Genomic DNA, 20150 nt, shown 5'->3' with positions numbered 1-20150 from the left:
CGCCATGCCAGAGACACCTTTCGCCAGCCGCAGAGGACTGCTCTTCGGAGCGGCCGCCGTATCCGCCGGCGTGTTCGTCACCGGCTGCACGAGCAACGAGTCCAGCGACGACAAACCGGCCGCGAACGACCAGCCCGCCGCCGACGACAAGCCCGGCAAGCCGGTCACCATCGGCTTCGCCGGACCGCAGGCCGACCACGGCTGGCTCAACGCCATCAACGACAACGCCAAGAAGCGCGCCGAGAAGTACTCGGACGTCACCCTGGAGATCACCGAGGGCTCCAACGACACCGCCCAGCAGATCGGCCAGATCGAGACCCTCATCAACAAGAAGGTCGACGTCCTGGTGATCCTGCCCGCCGACGGCAAGGCCCTCACCCAGGTCGGTCTGAAGGCGATGCGCGCCGGCATCCCGGTCGTCAACCTCGACCGGATCTTCAACACCCCCCAGGCCTACCGCTGCTGGATCGGCGGCGACAACTACGGCATGGGCCTCAACGCCGGCCACTACATCGGCGAGAAGCTCAAGGACAAGCAGAACGCGAAGGTCGTCGAGCTGGCCGGCCTGGACAACCTGGAGCTGACCAAACAGCGCACCCAGGGCTTCGACGACGCCCTGAAGAACTACCCCAACATCAAGAAGGTGGCCCGCCAGGCCGCCGAGTTCACCGTCGAGTCCGGCCAGGCCAAGATGGCCCAGCTGCTCCAGGCCCAGTCGCAGATCGACGCGCTGTGGAACCACGACGACGACCAGGGCGTGGGCGCGCTGCGCGCCATCGACCAGGCCGGGCGCGACGAGTTCCTGATGGTGGGCGGCGCGGGCGCGCTCTCCGCCTTCGAGGCCATCAAGGCCGACAACGGTGTCCTGAAGGCCACCGTCCTGTACCCGCCGACCATGGCCGCCTCCGCGATCGACCTCGCCCGCGCCCTCGGCCAGGGCAAGGGCGTCGGCGGTCTCGCCGAGTTCGAGATCCCTTCGTCGGTGACCTGCTACTCGGCCGTCGTCGACAAGGAGAACGTGGACCAGTACATGTCCACCGGCTTCAAGTGAGGAGCCCCGCCCCACGGGCCTGACCAGCCCACCGGGCGGGGCCCACCCCCGCCCGACACGACGACGAGGAGGACATCCGAATGGCACAGCCGCAAGCGTCCGAAGGGGATCGGACGGGTAAGCCACCGCTGCGCATCGGCATGGTCGGTTACGCCTTCATGGGCGCCGCCCACTCCCAGGGCTGGCGCACCGCGGGCCGCGTCTTCGACCTGCCGCTCAGCCCCGAACTGGCCGTGATCTGCGGCCGGGACGTTGACGCCGTGCGCGCGGCGGCGGACCGGCACGGCTGGGCGGAGGCCGAGACCGACTGGCACGCCCTGGTCCAGCGGGACGACATCGACCTCGTCGACATCTGCACCCCCGGTGACAGCCACGCCGAGATCGCACTGGCCGCCCTCGCCGCGGGCAAGCACGTGCTGTGCGAAAAACCCCTCGCCAACACCGTCGCCGAGGCCGAGGCGATGGCCCGCGCCGCCGAGGAGGGACGCTCGCGCGGACAGCTGGCGATGGTCGGCTTCAACTACCGCCGTGTGCCGGCGACCGCGCTGGCCCGGCGGATGGTGGCCGAGGGCCGCATCGGCACCCTGCGGCACGTGCGCGTGGCGTATCTGCAGGACTGGCTGGTCGACCCCGCCTTCCCGCTGACCTGGCGGCTGCGCCGGGAGCAGGCCGGCTCCGGCTCGCTCGGCGACCTCGGCGCGCACATCGTCGACCTGGCGCAGTACCTGGCCGGGGAGCAGCTCGCGGGCGTCTCCGCGCTCACCGAGACGTTCGTGCGGGAGCGGCCGCTGCCGACCGCCCCCAGCAGCGGCCTGGCCGCCGTCTCCGCCGCCGGCACCGGACAGGTCACCGTCGACGATGCGGCCCTGTTCACCGGCCGCTTCGCCTCCGGCGCCCTCGCCTCCTTCGAGGCCACCCGGTACGCCACCGGGCGCAAGAACGCCCTGCGCATCGAACTCAACGGCGAACGGGGGTCGTTGGCCTTCGACCTGGAGCGGCTCAACGAACTGGAGTTCCACGACGGCACCGAGCCGGCGACCCACGCCGGATTCCGCCGCATCCTCGTGACCGAACCCGAGCACCCCTACCTCGAGGCATGGTGGCCGCCGGGCCACGGCCTCGGCTACGAGCACACCTTCGTGCACCAGGCCCGCGACCTGGTCCACGCGGTGGCCGAGGGCCGGGGCCCCGACCCCTCCTTCGCCGACGGGCTGCAGGTGCAGCGCGTCCTGGCGGCGGTGGAGGAGAGCGCCGAGAAGAACTCCGTCTACACACCGATCGCCGCCTGAGAGGACGGACACGCATGCCGCGCAACTTCACGCTCTTCACCGGCCAATGGGCCGACCTGCCGCTGGAGGAGGTCTGCCGACTCGCCCGCGACTTCGGCTACGACGGGCTCGAACTCGCCTGCTGGGGCGACCACTTCGAGGTGGACAAGGCCCTCGCCGACCCCTCCTACGTGGCCGGCCGGCACCAGCTCCTCGACAAGTACGGCCTGAAGTGCTGGGCGATCTCCAACCACCTCGTCGGGCAGGCGGTCTGCGACGCCATCATCGACGAACGCCACCAGGCCATCCTGCCCGCCCGTATCTGGGGCGACGGCGAACCCGAGGGCGTACGGCAGCGGGCCGCCGCCGAGATCAAGGACACCGCGCGCGCCGCGGCCCTCCTCGGCGTCGACACCGTCATCGGCTTCACCGGCTCCGCCATCTGGCACCTCGTCGCCATGTTCCCGCCCGCCCCCGAGTCGATGATCGAGCGCGGCTACGAGGACTTCGCCGAGCGGTGGAACCCGATCCTGGACGTCTTCGACGCCGAGGGCGTGCGCTTCGCCCACGAGGTCCACCCCAGCGAGATCGCCTACGACTACTGGACCACCGTGCGCGCCCTGGACGCGGTGGGGCGGCGGCCGGCCTTCGGCCTCAACTTCGACCCCTCCCACTTCGTGTGGCAGGACCTCGACCCGGTCGGCTTCCTGTGGGACTTCCGCGACCGGATCTACCACGTCGACTGCAAGGAGGCTCGCAAGCGCCTCGACGGCCGCAACGGCCGCCTCGGTTCCCACCTGCCCTGGGGCGACCCCCGGCGCGGCTGGGACTTCGTCTCCGCCGGTCACGGGGACGTCCCGTGGGAGGACGTCTTCCGCATGCTGCGCTCCATCGACTACAAGGGCCCCGTGTCCGTCGAGTGGGAGGACGCGGGCATGGACCGGCTCCAGGGCGCCCCCGAGGCGCTGAACCGTCTCAAGGCCTTCGACTTCGAGCCGCCCAGCGCCTCCTTCGACGCCGCGTTCAACAGCTGACCGCAGGACCGACAGCAGGTCGGGGACGGGGGCCGGCGACAGCGCCGGTCCCCGGTCCGCCCTGCCCGCGTCCCGCTTTGTCCTGAGTTGGGAAGAAGTTCAACCAGAAGTGTTCCAAGGGGTGTTGGCCCCGGAAGAACGCGGTTACCGTCCCTGAAGTGTTCGCGACACCCACGTCTCCGGGGTGACGGCGCACCCCGGCGCCCGCACGTACCGCACCCGCCACTCGTCTTCGCACCTGTTCCGCAAGGCCCCACCCCGTTCCCGGAGGGACTTCGTGCACAGAAGCAGACTCAAATCCAGCAACGCCACGAGGCGTCACAGACTTCGCACCCCCCTCGCCCTGTTCACCGGCCTGCTGCTGGCCGTGGGCACCCCGGCCACCGTCGCCGGCGCCCAGCCGACTGCGGCAGAACCGGCAGCCGCCGAGGGCCAGTTCCAGCAGGTGCCGCTCGCCAAGGGCGAGCCCGAGACGGGCGAGCCGATGTCGCTCGCCGTGCTCCCCGACCGCAGCGTCCTGCACACCTCGCGCGACGGCACCCTGCGGATCACCGACCAGGGCGGCGTCACCAAGGTCGCCGGCCGGCTCGACGTGTACAGCCACGACGAGGAGGGCCTCCAGGGCGTCGGCGTCGACCCGGACTTCGAGAACAACCGGGCGATCTACCTCTACTACGCCCCGCCCCTCGACACCCCCGCGGGCGACGCCCCGGAGACCGGCACCGCCGAGGACTTCAAGAAGTTCGACGGCGTCAACCGCCTGTCCCGCTTCGTCCTCAACCCCAACGGCACGCTGGACATGGCCAGCGAGAAGAAGGTCCTGGACGTCGCGGCCTCCCGGGGCATCTGCTGCCACGTGGGCGGCGACATGGACTTCGACGCCGAGGGCAACCTCTACCTGTCCACCGGCGACGACACCAACCCCTTCGCCTCCGACGGCTACACGCCGATCGACGAACGGGCCGACCGCAACCCGGCCTTCGACGCCCGCCGCAGCTCCGGCAACACCAACGACCTGCGCGGCAAGATCCTGCGCATCAAGGTCGCCGAGGACGGCTCCTACACCGTCCCGGACGGCAACCTCTTCGCACCCGGCACCGAGAAGACCCGCCCCGAGATCTACGCGATGGGCTTCCGCAACCCGTTCCGGATGAGCGTCGACGACAAGACCGGCATCGTCTACGTCGGTGACTACGGTCCCGACGCCGGCGCCGCCGACCCCGACCGGGGCCCGGCCGGCCAGGTCGAGTTCGCCAAGGTCACCGAGCCTGCCAACTTCGGCTGGCCGTTCTGCACCGGCGACAACGACGCCTACAGCGACTACGACTTCGGCACCGGCGCCTCCGGCGGGAAGTTCGACTGCGACGCCCCGAAGAACACCTCGCGGCACAACACCGGCCTCGTCGACCTGCCGCCCGCGCAGCCCGCCTGGATCCCCTACGACGGCGGTTCCCTGCCCGAGTTCGGCAGCGGCTCCGAGTCGCCGATGGCCGGCCCGGTCTACCGCTACGACCCCGAGCTCGACTCCTCGGTGAAGTTCCCCGAGGCCTACGACGGGGACTTCTTCGCGGGCGAGTTCGGCCGCCGCTGGATCAAGCGGATCGAGCAGAACGAGGACGGCTCCGTCGCGAAGATCAACGACTTCCCGTGGACCGGCACCCAGATCATGGACATGGAGTTCGGCCCCGACGGCGCGCTCTACGTCCTGGACTACGGTGTCTCCTGGTTCCAGGGCGACGAGCACTCCGCGCTGTACCGGATCGAGAACGCCGAGGACGGCTTCTCCCCGATCGCCGAGGCCGGCGCGGACAGAACGTCGGGCGCGGCGGGCCTGAAGGTCAAGTTCACCGCCTCCGCCAAGGACGCCGACTCCCCGGACCTCACCTACAGCTGGGACTTCGGCGACGGCACCACGGGCGAGGGACTCACCCCCACCCACAAGTACAAGAAGACCGGCACCTACACCGCCACCTTCACCGCGAAGGACCCTGAGGGCAACACCGGTAACGCCAGCGTCCGGATCGTGGTCGGCAACACCGAGCCCACGGTGACCATCGAGGTCCCCGGCAACGGCACGCTGCTGCCCATGGGGGAGCCCATCCCTTTCAAGGTGAAGGTCACCGACCCCGAGGAGACGATCGACTGCTCCAGGGTCAAGGTCGCCTACAGCCTCGGCCACGACTCCCACGCCCACGAGCTGACCAGCGAAATGGGCTGTGAGGGCACCCTCACCCCGCCGCCCGGCGACGGCGGTCACGACCCCAACGCCAACATCTACGGTGTCGTCGGCGCCAGTTACACCGACGGCGGGGCCAACGGCCAGGAGGCCCTGACCGGCACCGCCCGCACGGTGATCCAGCCGCCGCACCGCCAGGCCGAGCACTTCGGCACCCAGCAGGGCGTGTCGGTGATCGACAAGACCGGCGCCAACGGCGGCAAGACCGTCGGCGACATCAACGACGGCGACTGGATCTCCTTCGGCCCCTACCGGTTCGACGGGCAGAAGAAGATGACCGTCCGAGCCTCCTCCGGCGGCTCCGGCGGCTTCATCGAGCTGCGCACCGGCTCGCCGAACGGCAAGCTGCACGGCTCCGCGTACATCCCGCCGACCGGCAGCTGGGAGACGTTCCAGAACGTCGACGTGCCGCTGCGGTCTTTGCCCAAGCGCACCACGGAGATCTACCTGGTCTTCCGGGGCGGCGACGGGGCACTGTACGACGTCGACGACTTCGAGTTCTCCAAGGAGCCGTTCAAGAAGGGCAAGAAGGTCCTGGTCTTCTCCAGGACGGCGGGCTTCCGGCACGACTCCATCCCGGAAGGCGTCGCCGCGCTGAAGGAGCTGGGCGGCCCGGCCGGCATCTCCGTCACCGCCACCGAGGAGGCCCGGCAGTTCACCACCGCCAACCTCGCCAAGTACGACGCGGTGGCCTTCCTCTCCACCACCGGTGACGTGCTGAACGCCGAGCAGCAGAAGGCGTTCGAGAACTACGTCAAGAACGGGGGCGGCTACATGGGCATCCACGCCGCCGCCGACACCGAGTACGACTGGGAGTTCTACGGCGGCCTCGTGGGCGCCTACTTCGACTCGCACCCGGCCATCCAGAAGGCCACCGTGCGCGTCCACGACCATGACCACCCGTCCACCGCGCACCTCGGCGACACCTGGGAGCGCACCGACGAGTGGTACAACTACCGCACCAACCCGCGTGAGCAGGCCAAGGTCCTCGCCACCCTCGACGAGACCACCTACGAGGGCGGGAACATGAAGGGCGACCACCCGATCGCCTGGTGCCAGAGCTACGGCGGCGGCCGCTCCTTCTACACCGGCGGCGGCCACACCAAGGAGTCCTACGCCGACGAGGCCTTCCGGGCCCACCTGCTCGGCGGTCTGCAGTACGCCACCGGCCAGGTCAAGGCGGACTGCAAGCCGGACAAGGGCTACCGGGAGATCTTCAACGGCGAGACCCTGGACGGCTGGAAGCAGGCCGGACCCGGCACGTTCGTCGTCAAGGACGGCGTGATGGAGACCGAGGGCGGCATGGGGCTGCTCTGGTACCAGGCCAAGGAGCTGAAGTCGTACTCCCTCAAGCTCGACTGGAAGATGCAGGGCGACGACAACTCCGGTGTGTTCGTGGGCTTCCCCGCCTCCGACGACCCCTGGTCCGCGGTGAACAAGGGCTACGAGATCCAGATCGACGCCACGGACGCGCCGGACCGCACCACGGGCTCGGTCTACTCCTTCAAGTCGGCGAACATCAAGGCCCGTGACCAGGTCCTGCGGCCGCCCGGCCAGTGGAACTCCTACGAGATCAAGGTCCGCGGGGAACGCCTCCAGGTGTTCCTCAACGGAGTCAAGATCAACGACTTCACCAACAAGGACCCCGAGCGGAGCCTGACCGACGGCTACATCGGCCTCCAGAACCACGGCGCCGACGACCAGGTCTCCTTCCGCAACATCCAGCTGAAGGAACTGCCCTCCTAAGGGCGAACGAGACGGCGGCGGGCGGAGGACGCCGGACCTCCGCCCGCCGTCCCGCCGGGCCCGGCCGCCCGGCACCCCCGCTCGTCCCCCCCCCGCCGGCGCTCGCACCAGGTTCGCGTACGACAAGGAGGCTGCCCATGTCCGCCGAACCGTTCCTCCCCACCCCCTCCCCGGCCCCGCGCTTCGGCGTCTGGCTCATCGGGGCACGCGGATCCGTGGCCACGACCGCCATCGCGGGCTGCGCCGCCGTCGCCGCCGGGCTCCACCCGCCGACCGGCATGGTCACCGAGACCCCCGACTTCGCCCCGTGCGGCCTGCCCTCGCTGTCGTCCCTCGTCTTCGGCGGTCACGACACCGTCGACTGCCCGCTCCCCAAGCGGGCGGAACACCTCGCCGACGGGGGTGTGCTGCCGCACGGCCTGCCGTCCGCGGTGCACGCCGAGCTCGTCGCCGCCGACCGCGAGATCAGGCCCGGCGGTCCCGTGCCCGGCGACACGGACGGCGGCCCCGCCCGCACCGACGACGACTGGATCGACGTGTTCGCGGCCGACATCCGCGACTTCGTCCGCCGCCAGGACCTCGCGGGCGCCGTCGTCGTCAACGTCGCCTCCACCGAGCCCGCGCCCGCCGACGGCTCCCTGCCGCCCAGCTCCCTCTACGCGGCCGCAGCCCTGCGCGCCGGCTGCCCCTACGTCAACTTCACCCCCTCCACGGGCCTGCACCACCCGGCGCTGGCCCCGCTCGCCGCGTCCTCGGGCGTGCCGTACGCGGGCCGCGACGGCAAGACCGGGCAGACCCTGCTGCGCTCGGTACTCGGCCCGATGTTCCAGCAACGCGCCCTCGCCGTGCGCGCATGGTCCGGCACCAACCTGTTGGGCGGTGGCGACGGCGCCGCCCTCGCCGACCCGGCGGCCGCCGCCGCGAAGAACGCCGGCAAGGAACGCGTCCTCGCCGACACCCTCGGCTCCACTCCGGAGGGCGAGGTCCACATCGACGACGTACCGGCCCTCGGCGACTGGAAGACGGCCTGGGACCACATCGCCTTCGACGGCTTCCTCGGCTCCCGCATGATCCTCCAGACCATCTGGCAGGGCTGCGACTCCGCCCTCGCCGCCCCGCTCGTCCTGGACCTGGCCCGCCTGACCGTCCGCGCCCGGGAGAAGGGCCTGACCGGTCCCCTGAGCGAACTGGGCTTCTACTTCAAGGACCCCGTCGGGGACGGTCCGTCGTCACTGGCCGAGCAGTACGCGGAGCTGAGGAGGTTCGCCGAACGGCTGCGCGACGACACCGGCACCCCCGGGACCCCGCGATGAACCGCCCACCCGTCCCGGCCCGGCACACGCCCGCTGAACCCGACACCGAGCCCCGTAAGCGGCACCGGGGCCGCGCGGCCGAGTTGGCCGAACGGCTGCTCCTGCCCGCGCTGTCCTCCGTCCGCGGCACCGCTGTGGCGGGCAGGCCGGTCCCTGAGGTGGGCACCGCCCTCCGTGTCCCCGGCTCCCATCGGCGCCGCTTCGGCCTACGGACCGGGCTGCTGCGCCTGCCGGCGCGGTCTACCGTCCCGGGCGACGCGGTGGCGGGCGGCCCGGCCCTCGAGGGCGGCGTCGCGCCTGGCACGGGCCGGCCGGGTGCCGATCACGGCACCGCGCCTCGCTCGGGCGGTGCGGGCACGTGGGCCGAACCTCTGGGCCTGCCCGTGCTGGTCGCCGTCGCCGGGGCCGCCCTGGTGGGTGCGAGGGCGGGCGGACCGGCTCCCGGGGACGGCGTGGCATCCCGTACCGCGCGTCCGGGCCGGGCGGGTGCCTGGGCCGAACTGCTGCGGCTGCCCGCATGGTTCACGGTCCGGGGTGACACGGTGGCGTCCGAGCCGGTCTCCGAGAAGGGTGGCTTGTGGCGCGATCCCCGTCGCCGTTCCGGGTGGGCGGGCGCGTGGGGTGGGCCGGTGGGTCTGCCGGCGCTGGTCGCCGTCGCCGGGGCCGCCCTGGTGGGCGCGGGGGCGGAGGGGCCCGGCGGCGGTGCCGCGTCCCGTACCGCGCGTCCGCGTCCGGGCCGGGCGGGTGCCTGGGCCGAACTGCTGCGGCTGCCCGCCCTCTTCACCGTCCCCGGTGACGCCCTGGCCGGCGCGGCCGCGGTCGGTGCGCGACCCGGACCGCGGACCCTGCTCGCCATCGGCTCCTCCCTGTGCCTGTACGAGGCGGGCATGGCCCTCAACGACTGGGCCGACCGCGCCGAGGACGCCGTCGAGCGCCCGCACCGCCCGATTCCCTCCGGCCGCGTCGAGCCGGCCGCCGCCCTCGCCACCGCCTGCGGCCTCACCGGCGCCGGTCTGGTGCTCGCCGCCCGGGCCGGACGGCCCGCGCTCGCGGTGGCCGCTCCGCTGGCGGCGACCGTCTGGTCCTACGACCTGGCGCTGAAGCACACGCCCGCCGGACCCGTGGCCATGGCCGCGGCCCGCGCGCTGGACCTCCTCCTGGGCGCGGCCGCGACCGGCGGCGGCACCCGGGCCGCGCTGCCCTCCGCCGCACTGCTCGGCAGCCACACCCTGGCGGTCACGGCCGTGTCCCGCAGGGAAACCACCGGCGGCTCGGCCCTGGCCCCCCTGGCGGCGCTCGCGACCACGGGGCTGCTGACCCGGCTGGTCACCCGCCGCCGCACCCGACTCCCGGCAGGCCGGCAGGCAGCAGCCGCCCCCGGCCTGCCGGGCTCCAGCCCCGCCGCGGAACCGAGCACCACCGGCGCCCTCGCCACCGCCCTGGGCGCCGCCTACGCGGCGACGGCCGCCCGGCCCTACGTCCATGCCGCGCTCAACCCCTCACCCCCGCTCACCCAACGCGCCGTCGGCGGCGGGATCCGCGCCACGATCCCGCTCCAGGCCGCGCTCGCCGCACGCTCCGGCTCGGCCGTCACCTCCCTCCTGACCGCGGCCCTCGTCCCGGCCGGCCGAGCGTTCGCCCGGAGGGCCGCCATGAGAAAGGTGAGCATCACGTGAGCCGGAATCCGCACCAGGGCGCAGACCGGACCACGCCCCGGGGCGCGCCCGACCGCCCGGCCCGGCACTCGGGCCGCGACGGGGGCGAGGACCTGCCACGGGACGTCAGCCGGGAGGCCCACGTGCGCGGTTCGGACACGGCCCGGCCCACGGCCCGGGAGGGAGACGACTGCCGGGCCCGGGACGTGAGCCGGGAGGCGAACGTGTGCGGCCGGGACACCGTTCGGACCGGAGGCGGGGCCCCCGCTGGGAACCCAGGACCGGGTGGGGGCGAAGGCGCCGGCACAGCGCTTCGTTTCGGCTACGGCACCAACGGCCTCGCCGATCTCCGTCTTGACGACGCCCTCGCCCTCCTCGCCGACCTCGGCTACGACGGCGTGGGCCTGACCCTCGACCACATGCACCTCGACCCGCTCGCCCCGGACCTCGCCGCCCGCACCCGCCGGGTCGCGCACCGGCTGGACGAGCTCGGGCTCGGCGTGACCGTGGAGACCGGCGCCCGGTACGTGCTCGACCCGCGCCGCAAGCACGGCCCGTCCCTGCTGGACCTGGATCCGGACGACCGCGCCCGCCGCGTCGACCTGCTCGTACGCGCCGTCCGTGTCGCCGCCGAACTCGGCGCCCAGGCCGTGCACTGCTTCAGCGGCATCGTCCCCGACGGCACCGACGAGGACACCGCCTGGAAACGCCTCGCCGAAACCCTCACCCCCGTCCTCGACGCCGCCGCGACCGCCGGCGTCCCCCTCGCCGTCGAACCCGAACCCGGCCACCTCCTCGCCACCCTCGCCGACTTCCACCGGCTGCGCCGCACGCTCGGCGACCCCGAGCCCCTCGGCCTCACCCTGGACATCGGCCACTGCCAGTGCCTCGAACCCGCCCCTCCCGAGGACTGCGTGCGCGACGCCGCCCCCTGGCTGCGCCACGTCCAGATCGAGGACATGCGCCGGGGCGTCCACGAACACCTCCCCTTCGGAGACGGCGAGATCGACTTCCCGCCCGTCCTCGCGGCCCTGGCCGCCACCGGGTACCAGGGCCTGACCGTCGTCGAACTGCCCCGCCACTCCCACGCGGGCCCGCACTTCGCCGCCCACTCCCTCCCGTTCCTCCGCAGGGCCGGCCGACTCGCGTCGGCCGCGACCCCCTCCGTCCCCGTCCCTCCGCACGGCGATCCCTCCGCCACCCCCGAAGGGAGCAGCACCTCATGAACCACCCCCAGGTCACGCCGGAAGCCGGCACCACCGGCAGACCGGCGACCACCGGTGACGGCACCACCCCCGCCCTCACCCCGCCCGCCGAACTGCGCGGCCGTCTCGCCGGCCTGCTGGGCGGCGCCGCCCGCGCCTGGCTCGACCAGGCCCTGGACGAGGCCGCCGCCCACCCCGGCACCCACGGACCCATCTCGGTGTGGGAACTGCGTCTGGCCGAGGCCGGCCGCCGCTGCGGTCCCGCGCACGCCGACGCCGCCCGTGTGCTCATCCTGCACGCGGCCCACGCCGACGCCGACGCGCTGACCCGGGTCTACTACCAGGGCACCGCCGACGAACGCCGGGCCGTGCTGCACGCCCTGCCACACCTCGTGCCGGACAGCCCCGACGCCCTCCCGCTCGTCGAGGACGCCCTGCGCACCAACGACACCCGGCTCGTCGCCGCCGCCCTCGGCCCCTACGGCGCCCGCCACCTGGACGCCCACGCCTGGCGGCACGCCGTACTGAAGTGCCTCTTCACCGGCGTCGGCCTGGACCAGGTCGCGGACCTGGCCCCGCGCGCCCGGGGCGACGCCGAACTCGGCCGCATGCTCGGCGACTACGCCGAGGAGCGCCGCGCCGCCGGCCGCCCCGTACCGGAGGACCTGCACCGCGTTCTGGCCCTGACCGGATCCGCCCCCGCCGCCCCGGCCCACGGCACGGACGACCCCCACGGCAAGGAGTCCTGATGCGCATCTTCGACCCCCACATCCACATGACGTCGCGCACCACCGACGACTACGAGGCCATGTACGCGGCCGGCGTCCGCGCCGTCGTCGAACCCGCCTTCTGGCTCGGCCAGCCCCGCACCTCCCCGGCCTCCTTCCTCGACTACTTCGACTCCCTCCTCGGCTGGGAGCCCTTCCGCGCCGCCCAGTACGGCATCGCCCACCACTGCACCCTCGCCCTCAACCCGAAAGAGGCCAACGACCCGCGCTGCACACCCGTCCTCGACGCGCTGCCCCGGTATCTGGTCAAGGACAACGTGGTGGCCGTCGGTGAGATCGGCTACGACTCCATGACCCCCGCCGAGGACGCCGCCCTCGCCGCCCAGCTCCAGCTCGCCGCCGACCACGGCCTGCCCGCGCTGGTGCACACCCCGCACCGCGACAAGCTCGCCGGGCTGCGCCGCACCCTCGACATCGTCCGCGAGTCCGCGCTGCCGATGGACCGTGTCCTGGTCGACCACCTCAACGAGACCACCGTCAAGGAGGCCAAGGACAGCGGCGCCTGGCTCGGCTTCTCCGTCTACCCGGACACCAAGATGGACGAGGAGCGGATGGTCGCGATCCTGCGCGACCACGGCCCCGAGCGGGTCCTGGTCAACTCCGCAGCCGACTGGGGCAGAAGCGACCCGCTCAAGACCCGCAAGGTCGCCGACCTGATGCTCGCCGAGGGCTTCACCGAGGAAGACGTCGACCGGGTGCTGTGGCGCAACCCCGTCGCCTTCTACGGCCTCAGCGGACGCCTGAACCTCGACGTCGCGGCCACGGACGCCACCCACGAGGGCAACTCCATCCTGCGCGGCGCACCGAGAGACGAGCCACGGCCGGCCGGCGCCCCCGCCACGGGGGCGTGAGCCATGCGCTTCCGCCACCCCGACGGCTCCACCGTCCACCTCGCCTACTGCACCAACGTCCACCCCGCCGAGACCCTCGACGGCGTCCTCGCCCAGCTCCGCGACCACTGCGAGCCCGTCCGCCGCCGCCTCGGCCGGGACAGGCTCGGCATCGGCCTGTGGTTCGCCAAGGACGCCGCCCACGCCCTCGTCACCGACCCGTCCGCCCTGCGCGGGCTGCGCTGCGAACTCGAACGGCGTGGCCTCGAAGTCGTCACCCTCAACGGCTTCCCCTACGAGGGCTTCGGCGCCGAGGAGGTCAAGTACCGCGTCTACACACCGGACTGGGCCGATCCCGAACGCCTGGAGTACACCGCCGCGCTGGCCCGGGTCCTCGCCGGACTGCTCCCCGACGACGTCACCGACGGCAGCATCTCCACCCTGCCCCTCGCCTGGCGCACGGTCTACGACGAACAACGCGCGCTGACGGCCCGCACCGCCCTGCGCACCCTCGCCGACCGCCTCGACGCGCTCCAGGAGCTCACCGGACGCTCCATCCGCGTCGGCCTGGAACCCGAACCCGGCTGCGTCGTCGAGACCACCCGCGACGCCGTCGCCCCGCTCACCGCGATCGGCCACGACCGCATCGGCATCTGCGTCGACACCTGCCACCTCGCCACCTCCTTCGAAGAACCGCACACCGCCCTGGACGACCTCACCCGGGCCGGTGTGCCCGTGGTCAAGTCCCAGCTCTCCGCCGCACTGCACGCCGAACAGCCCCACCTCCCCGAGGTCCGCGAGGCCCTGGCCACCTTCGCCGAACCCCGCTTCCTGCACCAGACCCGCACCTCCACCCTCGCCGGCCTGCGCGGCACCGACGACCTCGACGAGGCCCTGGCCGGCGACACCCTGCCGGACGCGGCACCCTGGCGCGCCCACTTCCACGTCCCGCTGCACGCGGCCCCCACCGCGCCCCTCACCTCCACGCTGCCGGTCCTGCAATCCGTGCTGACCCGGCTCGTCGGCGGCCCGCGCCCGCTCACCCACCACCTCGAGGTCGAGACCTACACCTGGCAGGCCCTGCCGCCCGCCCTGCGCCCCCGCGGCCGCGGCCGGCTCGCCGACGGCATCGCCGCCGAACTCACCCTGGCCCGCGACCTCCTGACGGACCTCGGCCTGAAGGAACTCCCATGAGCGACCCCACCCCCCTCCTCGTTCTCGACGTCGTGGGTCTCACCCCCCGTCTGCTCGACCACATGCCCCACCTCAAGTCGCTCGGGCAGTCCGGCTCCCGCGCCCCGCTGGGCACCGTCCTGCCCGCCGTGACCTGCGCCGCCCAGTCCACCTTCCTCACCGGCACCATGCCCTCGGAGCACGGCATCGTCGGCAACGGCTGGTACTTCCGCGAGCTGGGCGACGTACTGCTGTGGCGGCAGCACAACGGCCTCGTCGCCGGCGACAAGCTCTGGGACGCCGCCCGCCGCGCCCACCCCGGCTACACCGTCGCCAACATCTGCTGGTGGTACGCCATGGGCGCGGACACCGACATCACCGTCACCCCCCGCCCCGTCTACTACGCCGACGGCCGCAAGGAACCCGACTGCTACACCCGGCCGCCCGCCCTGCACGACGAACTCACCCAGAAGCTGGGCACCTTCCCGCTGTTCCACTTCTGGGGCCCCGGCGCGGACCTGGTCTCCAGCCAGTGGATCATCGACGCCACCCGCCACATCATGCGCACCCGGCACCCCGACCTGACGCTCTGCTACCTCCCTCATCTCGACTACGACCTGCAGCGCTTCGGCCCCGACGACCCGCGCTCCCTGCGGGCGGCCGCCGACCTGGACGCCGCCATGGCCCCGCTGCTGGACGACGCCCGCGCCGAGGGCCGTACGGTCGTCGCCCTGTCCGAGTACGGCATCACCCGCGTGAACCGGCCCGTCGACATCAACCGCGCCCTGCGTCGCGCGGGCCTGCTCGAGGTGCACACCCAGGACGGCATGGAGTACCTCGACCCGATGGCCTCCCGCGCCTTCGCGGTCGCCGACCACCAGCTCGCCCACGTCTACGTCCGCCGCCCCGAGGACCTCGACGCCACCCGCGCCGCTGTCGAGGGACTGCCCGGAATCGAGCAACTCCTCGACGACGAGGGCAAGAAGACCCACCACCTCGACCATCCGCGCGCCGGCGAGCTGGTCGCCGTCGCCGAACCCGACGCCTGGTTCACGTACTACTACTGGCTCGACGACGCCCGCGCGCCCGACTTCGCGCAGCTCGTCGAGATCCACCGCAAACCCGGCTACGACCCGGTCGAACTGTTCATGGATCCCCTCGACCCCTACGTCAAGGTCAAGGCGGCCACCGCCCTGGCGCGCAAGAAGCTCGGCATGCGCTACCGCATGGCGGTCGTGCCCCTGGACCCCTCACCTATTCGGGGCAGCCACGGCCGCCTCCCCGCGAGCGACGACGACGGTCCGCTCCTCATCTGCTCCACCCCCCGCGCTGTCGGCGACCGCGTCGCGGCCACCGATGTGAAACAACTCCTGCTCCGGCTGGCCGGACTCGGCTGACACCGCACCACGCACGGCCGCCGACTTCCGACTACCGAGAGTGAAACACACGGCACTGACAACGGCCGGTCCCGGCGGCACCGGAACCGGCCACGACCGAGAAGGCAGGCCACTCGTGACCCTGAATTCCGACCCCACCCGCACCGACGCCGCCACCGCCGACGCCCCGGACGAGGGACTGCGCCGCAGCCTCGGTGTGGGCAGGCGCCGCTTCCTCAGCACATGCACCGCCGTGGCGGCCGGAGCCGTCGCGGCCCCCGTCTTCGGCGCGTCCCCCGCCCTGGCCCAGGACCGCGACAGAGACCACGGACACGGGCACGGCCACGGGCACGGGCATGTGCTCGTCCCGCCGCACAAGCGCGGCATCATCCTCTACACCGTCCGTGACGCCACCGCCCGCGACCCGCTCGCGAGCGACCTGCCCTCCGGTTTCCGCGAGGTGTTCAAGCAGCTGGCCCGCCACGGCTACCGCCAGGTGGAGTTCGCGGGCTACCGCCAGCACGCGAACGCGCCCGGGGGCGACAACCTGGAGACCGTGCAGGGGGCGAAGCTGCTGCGCCGCTGGCTCGACGACTACGGTCTGCGCGCCCAGGGCAACCACGGCTTCATCCCCTCCTCCTGGCCGCTGACCCAGGCGGACAAGGACACGTTCAAGAAGCACCTGGAGATCGCCAACATCCTCGGCATGGACCACATGGGCACCGGCGGCGACCCCACCGGCAGCTCCTACCGCGCCGACTGGGACGTCGCCGCCGACAAGTGGAACGCCATGGGTGAGATCGCCCGCCGCGAGGGCATCAAGCTCTACACCCACAACCACGACAGCGCCTACGGCTTCCTGCTCGACGGCGGCCCGCTGGACGACCAGGGCCGGCCCACCCGCAGCTCGGGCATCCGCAAGCTGGAGTACTTCCTGAAGATCACCGACCCCCGGCTCGTCTGGCTGGAGATGGACATCTTCTGGGCGCACGTCGCCCAGTACAAGTTCCACACCTACACCGCCCACGACGGCTCCACCCGCAAGAGCGTCTTCGACCCGGCAGCCCTGGTCGCCCGCCACAACAGGCGCTACCCGCTGTTCCACGCCAAGGACGGCGTCGTCGACACCACCAACGGCATGGGCTGGGACATGGTGCCCTTCGGCACCGGGGACATCGACTACACGACGTTCTTCTCGCGGGTCGGGCAGCGCAACTACCGCAACCCGATGGTCGAGGACGACAACGCCCCGAGCGCCACCGACCCCGCGCAGTCGCTGCGCGAGGCGAAGATCAGCTACGACGGCATGGCGGCCCTGCGCAAGCGGCGCTGCTGACCGGCACACGGACCGGGCGGCCCCTCCCGCATGCCGCGGGAGGGGCGAACGGGGGGGAGCGGCTGCCCGGCGACTTCCCGGAGTACCGGCTCAGGCCCTGATGCACGTGACCGGCCGGACACACACCGTGCACTGCCGCCGGGAGGGGCGGAAAACGCAGGTGAAAGGCACTGCGAAAGCTTGGTATGGTGGTCCATGTCGCCGCGAGGGAATGCCCTGCCGAGGCGGCAGACACCTTGTCCGGGTGGCGGAATGGCAGACGCGCTAGCTTGAGGTGCTAGTGCCCTTTATCGGGCGTGGGGGTTCAAGTCCCCCCTCGGACACCAGCGGATCCCTCCGGCCACACAGTGGCCGGGGGGATCTTCGCATGGCGGTCCGTGGTCAGGCCGACAGCACACGGCAGACGCTCCCGTTGCGGTCCCGCCAGGCGGCGCGATGTGCACGTGCCGCGGACTCGGCCCGATGGACGGCCGCTGCCGGAACCGGCAGTCGGCACAGGGTTTCCAGCGCGGTGAGCGTCTGCTCGGCGAAGCGCCGACCGAGGCCGGTCAAGCGGCCGGACGACAGGACGACATACGTCGCCTCGCGCGCTGCCAGACGCCAGCGCGCGAACTGGATGTGCGCGGCGGCGCGCATCTCCGGATCCGTTGCCGTCTCCCGGCGGCGTTCCCAGAACCGGGCCACGCCGAGATGCGCGTACGCGCCGTGAAGCAGACCCACCAGCGGCCGGGGGTCGGGACGCCAGGGCGCGTAATAGCTCTCTTCCCCTTCCGGTTCGAGCAGGTCGAAGAGGTGCAGCAGCGCCGCCAGCTTGTTGTGCTGCATCTCGTGGACCACGGTCACCGCGAACCCCGTCGCCGTCGCCGGACGGGACAACGCCACACAGCCGAACGACTCGGCGCTGCTCCCGCTGGTCTGGCCCGGCCCGGGATGAGCCAGGGGCACCAACGTCACCGGGCCTGCCGCCAGCTCCTCGTACGGTTCGGGATGGTGGGCCCGCAGCAGCCCGGCCGCCCGCCGGGCCATTGTTTCCCACCGCGCGACCTCCCCGGCCCCGAGGCCGTCGGCCGGACCGGCGGCGTTCGGGAAGGGTGCCTGGTCCATGACGTCGAGCAGGAGGGGAGCACCCTCGCTCAGAGTGTTCAGGAGGTGGGCCCCCTGCCAGTGGCCCGTGCGGCCGTAGCGGTCGACAGGCACGGGTACCGGTTCACACGTGCGGCGGCCGCACGGATCGGTGACCGCGATCCGGGAGCGGCCGCCCACGTCGACGACGACCTCCACCCGCTGACCGGCGACGGTGCCCGGGAACAGGGCCCGGCCGAGCGACGGAAGGGCCACCCACGGTCCGTCCGCCGGCCACCCCACCCGCGTCCGCAGGCCCGCACGGACAGCGGCCGCGGCGGCCAGCGCGGTGAGCCAGTGCACCGGAGCCGGGCGTCCCGCCTCCGGCAAACGACTGCCCCCACGTCCTGGCCACTGTGGTGCTTCCTCCCGCGGCAGCGGGTTCCGCGGGGATTCGCGCCCCTTTTCCCGCATCAGGTCGGCGAGCAGCCGGGACAGGACGGGTCCGGCTGCTGGATGGCCCAGGACTGCCGTTGCCCCATCCGCGCTCGCGCACGCCGCGGCGGACAGCAGGTCCCAGGCGGCCTCGGCCTCCTCGGCCGTCCGCCCTCCTGCCTCCCGGGCGACGACCGTCAGCGCGTAGGCGCACGCCAGACGCCGGCTGAGTTCCGCGCGGGCCAGGAAGCGCCAGGCCGCTGACCCGCCACCGCCCGCGGCGACCTCGTCGAACATCGTGCCCGGCATTCGGTGCCGCACCGGCGTCATGCCACCTCCGCAGACATGGACTCGCGGCCACAGGGTTCCGGCGACAGGAACACGGAGCGCGACAGGTCCGCCGCGAGCTGTCGCCGCACACGTCGGATCAGCGCGGCCAGATCAGCGCAGTACACACTGGGGTTCGCGAACCCGGTGGAGTGTGCGTAACGCGTGGCGTAGTGGCCCCCGCCGCAGACGCGGTGTACGGGACACGCACGGCAACGAGCGGCCAGTGCGTCCACACCCCACTGACGGGCCGCGACCCCGGGGTGCGTGAGCAGATCGTCGAAGCAGTTCCGCCGGACGTCCAGCCCCGTGGCAGTGGCACCGTCGTACGCGGTGCGCAGGGCGTCGTCCTGGGTGAGGGAACCGTCGGTGTCCACGACCGCGTACCGCACCGGGGACAGGCCCCAGGTTTCAGTGTGCGGGGTGGCGCCGAGCAGCAGGGCCATCAGATCGTCCAGCAGCCGTATGCCCGTCCTTTTCACCGGTGCCCCGTACCAGTGCTCGAACACCGCCCAGAGCCAGTCCGCGTACGGTGTCCGCCGGCCGTCCGGGTCCAGGCCCGGCGGTGGGGTCCCCCAGTTGCCCAGCGGCAGCAGGAAGTCGAGGACCGGTGGACGGTGGACGAGCAGGTCCTCATAGGTGCGGACGGGGTCGTTGCGCAGGTCGATCGTGCACAGCAGCCCTCCGAACAGGTGCCGGTGGCGCTCACTCGACAGAAGCTCGAGAGCCGCCCGCACACGAGCATGGCTGCCGCGTCCGTCGGCGCGGCGCCGGTGCCGGTCATGAGCGGCGCGCCCTCCGTCGGTGCTCACTCCGATGCGCAGCCCCAACGTGTCGCACAGTGCCAGGCGGTCCTCCGTCAGACGTGTGCCGTTCGTCTGCAGGGACAGATGGAGCCGGACGCCGTCGCCGACAGCGGCGCGCAGCGCCTCGGCCGTCCGCGTGAGCGCCTCGTCCCCCATGAGCAGGGGCTCGCCGCCGTGCAGGACCACGCCCGCTTCGTCGACGTCGTGTGTGGAGAGGTGTTCGGCGATCCGCTCGGCGGTGCGCAGCACCGTGTCCTTCGACATCGTGCGTGGCTGGGTGCGCCAACTCTGGTCCTGCGCCCGGTACATGTAACAGTAGTCACAGGCCAGGTCGCACCTGCTGTGCACCTTGAGGACGAACGCGTGGAAGGGGTGTGGAGTCCAGCCCGCTGCCCGATGCTCCGTCACGTCGGCGGCGCTCGGCCAGGGCGGCTCGACATGACGCAGTCGCGGTCGGCTCATCCGCTTCCCCCCGAGGGCGTACGCCGCGGACCTCGGGCCGGGCGCGG

At 72.5% G+C, this 20150-nt stretch carries 14 protein-coding genes and 1 tRNA gene; 13 read left to right on the top strand and 2 right to left on the bottom strand.

Features of this window, described 5'->3' with window-relative positions:
• The first annotated feature begins 4 nt into the window (after nucleotides 1-4).
• The 13 genes from ACZ44S_RS02820 (at nucleotide 5) to ACZ44S_RS02760 (ending at nucleotide 17337) form a co-directional block, all read left to right on the top strand.
• The gene (locus tag ACZ44S_RS02820; protein ID WP_466923815.1) at nucleotides 5-1051 is read left to right on the top strand and encodes a substrate-binding domain-containing protein; all 1047 of its coding nucleotides are present in this window, start codon (nucleotides 5-7) and stop codon (nucleotides 1049-1051) included.
• A gap of 80 nt (nucleotides 1052-1131) precedes the next feature.
• Nucleotides 1132-2340 (top strand): Gfo/Idh/MocA family protein, encoded by a 1209-nt coding sequence (locus tag ACZ44S_RS02815; RefSeq protein ID WP_466923812.1) that lies wholly within the window; start codon nucleotides 1132-1134, stop codon nucleotides 2338-2340.
• A 14-nt stretch (nucleotides 2341-2354) separates the two neighbouring features.
• A complete protein-coding gene (locus tag ACZ44S_RS02810; protein ID WP_466923810.1) occupies nucleotides 2355-3353 on the top strand; it encodes a sugar phosphate isomerase/epimerase family protein in 999 nt (332 codons plus the stop codon).
• A 277-nt stretch (nucleotides 3354-3630) separates the two neighbouring features.
• Nucleotides 3631-7335 carry a ThuA domain-containing protein gene (locus ACZ44S_RS02805; RefSeq protein WP_466923807.1) on the top strand — a complete coding sequence of 1235 codons (3705 nt, stop codon included), beginning with the start codon at nucleotides 3631-3633 and terminating at the stop codon, nucleotides 7333-7335.
• A gap of 137 nt (nucleotides 7336-7472) precedes the next feature.
• Nucleotides 7473-8648, top strand: a complete 1176-nt coding sequence (locus ACZ44S_RS02800) for an inositol-3-phosphate synthase (protein WP_466923804.1) — start codon at nucleotides 7473-7475, stop codon at nucleotides 8646-8648.
• A gap of 671 nt (nucleotides 8649-9319) precedes the next feature.
• The gene (locus ACZ44S_RS02795) at nucleotides 9320-10324 is read left to right on the top strand and encodes an SCO3242 family prenyltransferase (RefSeq protein ID WP_466924370.1); all 1005 of its coding nucleotides are present in this window, start codon (nucleotides 9320-9322) and stop codon (nucleotides 10322-10324) included.
• 203 nt (nucleotides 10325-10527) lie between these two features.
• Nucleotides 10528-11529 (top strand): sugar phosphate isomerase/epimerase family protein, encoded by a 1002-nt coding sequence (locus tag ACZ44S_RS02790; RefSeq protein WP_466924368.1) that lies wholly within the window; start codon nucleotides 10528-10530, stop codon nucleotides 11527-11529.
• Nucleotides 11526-12257: an EboA domain-containing protein gene (locus ACZ44S_RS02785; RefSeq protein ID WP_466923801.1), complete on the top strand. Its 732-nt coding sequence runs from the start codon at nucleotides 11526-11528 to the stop codon at nucleotides 12255-12257. The genes ACZ44S_RS02790 and ACZ44S_RS02785 overlap by 4 nt, the downstream gene beginning before the upstream one ends.
• Nucleotides 12257-13147: a TatD family hydrolase gene (locus ACZ44S_RS02780; RefSeq protein ID WP_466923798.1), complete on the top strand. Its 891-nt coding sequence runs from the start codon at nucleotides 12257-12259 to the stop codon at nucleotides 13145-13147. The genes ACZ44S_RS02785 and ACZ44S_RS02780 overlap by 1 nt, the downstream gene beginning before the upstream one ends.
• 3 nt (nucleotides 13148-13150) lie before the next feature.
• Complete coding sequence (gene eboE / locus ACZ44S_RS02775) at nucleotides 13151-14320, top strand: metabolite traffic protein EboE (RefSeq protein WP_466923795.1); 1170 nt, start codon at nucleotides 13151-13153, stop codon at nucleotides 14318-14320.
• Nucleotides 14317-15696 (top strand): nucleotide pyrophosphatase/phosphodiesterase family protein, encoded by a 1380-nt coding sequence (locus ACZ44S_RS02770; protein ID WP_466923793.1) that lies wholly within the window; start codon nucleotides 14317-14319, stop codon nucleotides 15694-15696. The genes eboE and ACZ44S_RS02770 overlap by 4 nt, the downstream gene beginning before the upstream one ends.
• 115 nt (nucleotides 15697-15811) lie before the next feature.
• Nucleotides 15812-17011 (top strand): sugar phosphate isomerase/epimerase family protein, encoded by a 1200-nt coding sequence (locus ACZ44S_RS02765; protein ID WP_466923789.1) that lies wholly within the window; start codon nucleotides 15812-15814, stop codon nucleotides 17009-17011.
• A gap of 238 nt (nucleotides 17012-17249) precedes the next feature.
• A tRNA-Leu gene (locus ACZ44S_RS02760) sits at nucleotides 17250-17337 on the top strand.
• Nucleotides 17338-17392: 55 nt separating this feature from the next.
• Here ACZ44S_RS02760 and ACZ44S_RS02755 read toward each other — a convergent pair.
• Both ACZ44S_RS02755 and ACZ44S_RS02750 read right to left on the bottom strand, forming a co-directional pair.
• Nucleotides 17393-18838, bottom strand: a complete 1446-nt coding sequence (locus tag ACZ44S_RS02755; protein WP_466923786.1) for an aKG-HExxH-type peptide beta-hydroxylase — start codon at nucleotides 18836-18838, stop codon at nucleotides 17393-17395.
• Nucleotides 18835-20103, bottom strand: coding sequence for an FxsB family cyclophane-forming radical SAM/SPASM peptide maturase (locus ACZ44S_RS02750; RefSeq protein ID WP_466923783.1), 1269 nt, complete (start codon nucleotides 20101-20103; stop codon nucleotides 18835-18837). Before ACZ44S_RS02750 ends, ACZ44S_RS02755 begins: the two co-directional genes overlap by 4 nt.
• Nucleotides 20104-20150: the final 47 nt, after the last annotated feature.

The organism is Streptomyces malachitofuscus (assembly GCF_055571035.1).
This window is presented reverse-complemented; position numbering and strand designations above follow the sequence as displayed.